Source organism: Methanobrevibacter sp. (assembly GCF_045541095.1).
Taxonomy (GTDB): Archaea; Methanobacteriota; Methanobacteria; order Methanobacteriales; family Methanobacteriaceae; genus Methanocatella.
In genome coordinates this window covers 1-4143 of the sequence record NZ_JAZQIJ010000241.1, presented here as the reverse complement: position 1 = coordinate 4143, position 4143 = coordinate 1, and the positions used below count along the sequence as shown (strand labels likewise).

At 36.0% G+C, this 4143-nt stretch carries 4 protein-coding genes; 1 reads left to right on the top strand and 3 read right to left on the bottom strand.

Annotation, left to right across the window (positions count from 1 at the left end; translation table 11 throughout):
• Window positions 1–609 precede the first annotated feature (609 nt).
• On the bottom strand, window positions 610–888 hold the full coding sequence (locus ACKI2P_RS10545) for a CPBP family intramembrane glutamic endopeptidase (protein WP_407377418.1): 279 nt from the start codon (window positions 886–888) through the stop codon (window positions 610–612).
• Window positions 888–1046 (bottom strand): hypothetical protein, encoded by a 159-nt coding sequence (locus ACKI2P_RS10540; protein ID WP_407377416.1) that lies wholly within the window; start codon window positions 1044–1046, stop codon window positions 888–890. Before ACKI2P_RS10540 ends, ACKI2P_RS10545 begins: the two co-directional genes overlap by 1 nt.
• A 198-nt stretch (window positions 1047–1244) precedes the next feature.
• Between ACKI2P_RS10540 and metK the strand changes: the two genes are divergently transcribed.
• Window positions 1245–2411, top strand: coding sequence for a methionine adenosyltransferase (gene metK, locus ACKI2P_RS10535; protein ID WP_407377414.1), 1167 nt, complete (start codon window positions 1245–1247; stop codon window positions 2409–2411).
• 115 nt (window positions 2412–2526) lie between these two features.
• On the opposite strand, the gene ACKI2P_RS10530 is transcribed toward metK, so the two are convergent.
• Window positions 2527–3939, bottom strand: coding sequence for an alanine/glycine:cation symporter family protein (locus ACKI2P_RS10530; protein WP_407377412.1), 1413 nt, complete (start codon window positions 3937–3939; stop codon window positions 2527–2529).
• Window positions 3940–4143: the final 204 nt, after the last annotated feature.

The window sequence follows — 4143 nt, the reverse complement described above, 5'->3', positions numbered from 1 at the left end:
AGCACTAAGCAATAGGCCCTGAACCTATCTCATTTGACCACTCTGACACACACCTATAATAAAAATCAGACATATAAGTATTTGTCATTTCAGATTAAAATACTTTATGAGCATGATTAGTTTTGATAAATTTCTCCTTTTCGAAGCATTGTCTCTGAATACATATGTGTTTGGAAAATATGGTTTAATTAGTATTGTTTTTTTAAAAAATTTTCTAAAAATCTACTTTTTTTGACCATTAATTTTACAATAAATCATTTAAATTAACTATTTTTTGTAATTGAGCATTTTTAAATAGTATTCAACGATTTAAAAATGTAAGTAAGTACTTGCATTCGAAAAAACTTTATATATGGGTCTTAACATAGATTTAATTGTGCCTGAGATGAAAACATCAAGGGAACAACAATAAGAATGAGGTGAAAAATATGCTTATTAAAATCAAACCAAAAATGCAAGTAAGAAAAGGTAATCAATACTGTGCTGGTGTAAAAAACTACAGATTATCTTAAACAAAAAAATTAATCTAAAACTAGAAAAACCTTTTTGGTTTTTTCAATCTCTATTTTTAACTTTAAACTTTTAACAATTCATATTCAAAAAAAATTTTTAGTTTTGAATGAATGTACCCATTCCGGACATATTTCCTGATGTAGATGCAACTGCAAGTAGAGTTCCAATAAATGCGGTAAAATTGTTGACTGCATGCAAAGCGGATGAAACTTCCAATCCCTTAGTATACCATGTCACAAAACCATATATTATTCCTGAAGTCAAAATGCAGATCATACCCATTATATTATACTGGACATGGATGATTCCAAAGAGAATTGCCTGAAGTATGATTGCCACAATAGGTATCTTAAACCATGATCCAAAAGCCTGCATCACAAATCCATGAAATACGTATTCTTCAGAAAAGCCTGGAATATCGGCAGGATTATGAAAAGCAGTACTGAAATTATTGTAACGTTAGTGAATTTCATCACAGAAGCAGCACCCAGCGCTAAATAAACGGCTATGTAAACAACTAATGATACTGCCATGGATTTTATGTAGTAAGTTATTTAAAAAATTGTTTTTTTGACTTGTTAAGTAATAACTTTTAAATATTTTTAAATAAATAATATAGTTAGTGTTAAATTTTTTCTAATTAAAACACAATGCGCTAACTAATCGGGCTATGTTAGTGAGATTACATTAATTGTTTGAATTTATTAAAAAAATTAAAAAAAGGCGAAATTATGGCTGAAGTATTTAGAACATTCACATCTGAATCTGTAACACAAGGCCACCCGGATAAAGTTGCAGACATAATATCCGATGCAATTTTAGACGCATACATGGACCAGGATCCGAATGCACACGTTGCATGTGAAACCTGTGTTACCACAGACTTCTGTATGGTTTTCGGTGAAGTTACAGCAGATGCAACATTAGATGATGATGATATTGAAAAGATTATAAGGGACACAATCATTGAGATTGGTTACGATAACCCCGATTTGAAATTTGATGGTCATTCCTGTGAAGTTGTAAACAGACTCCACGCACAGTCACCTGATATCAAGCAAGGTGTTGACAGGGAAGGCGAAAGCGGAGCTGGAGACCAGGGTATGATGTTCGGTTATGCAACCAACGAAACCGATTCCCTCATGCCTTATCCAATCGATTTGGCACGTAAACTCACAAACAAATTGACAGAACTCAGGGAATCCGGTGAAATTCCATACCTCAGACCTGACGGTAAGGCACAGGTATCAGTCAATTATGACGCTGAAGGAAACGTCGTTTCACTTGATGCGGTTGTACTTTCAACCCAGCACGATGAGACCATGTCCGACAATCAGGAACAGTTAAAAGCAGATATCCGTGAAAAGCTTTTCGATGCGGTCATTCCTGAAGGACTGATTACTGAAAACACCGTTGAGCACATTAACCCTACCGGTGTATTTGAAATCGGAGGTCCTCACGGAGATGCCGGTCTGACAGGACGTAAAATCATTGTCGATACCTATGGAGGATATGCAAGACACGGTGGAGGAGCGTTTTCAGGTAAGGACTGTACCAAAGTGGACAGAAGCGCATGTTACATGGCAAGATACATTGCTAAAAACATAGTTGCAAGTGGAATTGCTGAAAAATGTGAAATTCAGCTTTCCTATGCTATCGGTGTTGCAGAACCTACTTCCGTAATGGTCGACACATTCGAAACAGGTGTTGAAACCACCAAAAAACTTGATGAAATCGTACGTGAAAACTTCAGGTTGACACCAGACGGAATCATCGAAACATTACGCCTTAGAGATACCAGATACAAACAGACTGCAAAATACGGTCACTTCGGTATCGAAGGCCTTCCATGGGAAGAAACCGACAAGGCTGAAGATTTGAAAAAATATATCAAATAGCTCTTTTGAGCTAACTCTTTTTTTTATTTATTTTCATCAAAATTAGTTTTTAACTTTTTTTTAAGGATTTTTTTTAAAAATAAGATGTAAGATTATGCAGTATGCACAATCTTAGCTATTTCCATGTATCCAGTTCGCTTTCATCAAGACCTATTGAACTTGCCTTAAATACAGGTTCTTTGCCTTCCTTGCGCTGTTTTTCATAGTCCTTAAGACAATCTATGGCAATTTTTCCCATCATCATACATGCAGGAAGGTTTATAAGGGTCATTCCACCCATTGTAATATCTGCTGCTGCCCAGGCAGCATCCATAGGAATCATAGCTCCTATAAATACGATGAATGTTGCGAATATGTAGAATATTTTCATGAATTTTTTTGAAGGTTCTTTTTTGTGGTTTAAATAGATTATTGCATTGTCCACGTAATAGAGGTTTCCTATAAGTGTTGTAAATGCAAAAAGAACCATTGCTACTGTAATGAACATTGGTCCTGCCCATCCGAAAACGGTTGAGATTGCAGTCTGCACATAAGGAGCTCCTGAAACTGCAGCATCATGAGCGACTCCTGTTGACAGGCACATAAGTGCTGTTGCGGTACACAGAAGCAGTGTGTCGATGTAAACTGAAAGGGTCTGTACAAGGCCCTGTTTAGCGGGGTGGCTCACATTTGCTGATGCTGAAGCGTTAGGTGCTGAACCCACACCTGCTTCGTTAGAAAAGAGTCCTCTTTTTATACCGTATATGAGACATGATCCTGTAATTCCTCCGAGTATGGAGTGGAAATCAAATGCATTGGAGATGATTTGTCCGAACATTGATGGGATGTATGTAATATTGAAAAGGATAACTATCACTGCTACAATTACGTAGCTTACTCCCATAAATGGCACAATTGTACTGGTCATCTTTATGATACGGTTTCCTCCTCCCAAAAGACAGAATCCGACCAAAATTGCGATGATTGCACCTATGATGAGTGGTGTGGTGGCAGCATCATAGAACGGATACTCGATGAATGTGGACTGAAGGTTGTAGGAGCAAAGCAGATTGAATCCGATTGCATATGTGGCTATAAGAAATATGCAAAAAATAATTGCAAGTTTTGGTGAGTGCAGTCCCTTTTCTATGTAATATGCAGGCCCTCCGTAGAATTTTCCTTCGGAATCCTTTCTTTTATAAATCTGTGCGAGAGTACTTTCTATGAACGCTGAGGATGCGCCGATGATACACATCACCCACATCCAGAAAACTGCACCTGGTCCTCCAAGACAGATTGCAGTCGATACTCCGATAATGTTTCCTGTTCCAACCCTTGATGCTGTAGATACCAGCATTGCCTGAAGTGAAGATACTGCTCCTGCTCCAGGTGGTTCTGTCAGTATTCTTATGGATTCTGGAAATAATCTTATCTGAACGCCCCTTGTACGGGCTGTAAAGTATATTCCTGCCAGTGCCATAACGATAATAAGGATTGGAAAGTACAAAATGTTGTCAATTTCATTTAAAATAAAAACTATGTCTATCATTATTTCAACTTGTTTAATTCTGTTTAATAATGTATTATTTATTTGATAATGTATTAATAATTATTGATTTGTGTATTTTAAGTATTATTTTGTGAAAAATATTTAGAAAAATAGTTTGAAATTTTGTTATACTCATTATTTTAAAATTTTTTTTGAATAATTTTTAATATTTGTATGATAAAATTGTTTTGGTTGAACTTAATG

Bases quoted from the DNA above. Each gene is read 5' to 3' on its own strand.
- metK (WP_407377414.1), top strand. From the start codon at position 1,245: ATGGCTGAAGTATTTAGAACATTCACATCTGAATCTGTAACACAAGGC.
- ACKI2P_RS10530 (WP_407377412.1), bottom strand. From the start codon at position 3,939: ATGATAGACATAGTTTTTATTTTAAATGAAATTGACAACATTTTGTAC.
- ACKI2P_RS10545 (WP_407377418.1), bottom strand. From the start codon at position 888: ATGCAGGCTTTTGGATCATGGTTTAAGATACCTATTGTGGCAATCATA.
- ACKI2P_RS10540 (WP_407377416.1), bottom strand. From the start codon at position 1,046: ATGGCAGTATCATTAGTTGTTTACATAGCCGTTTATTTAGCGCTGGGT.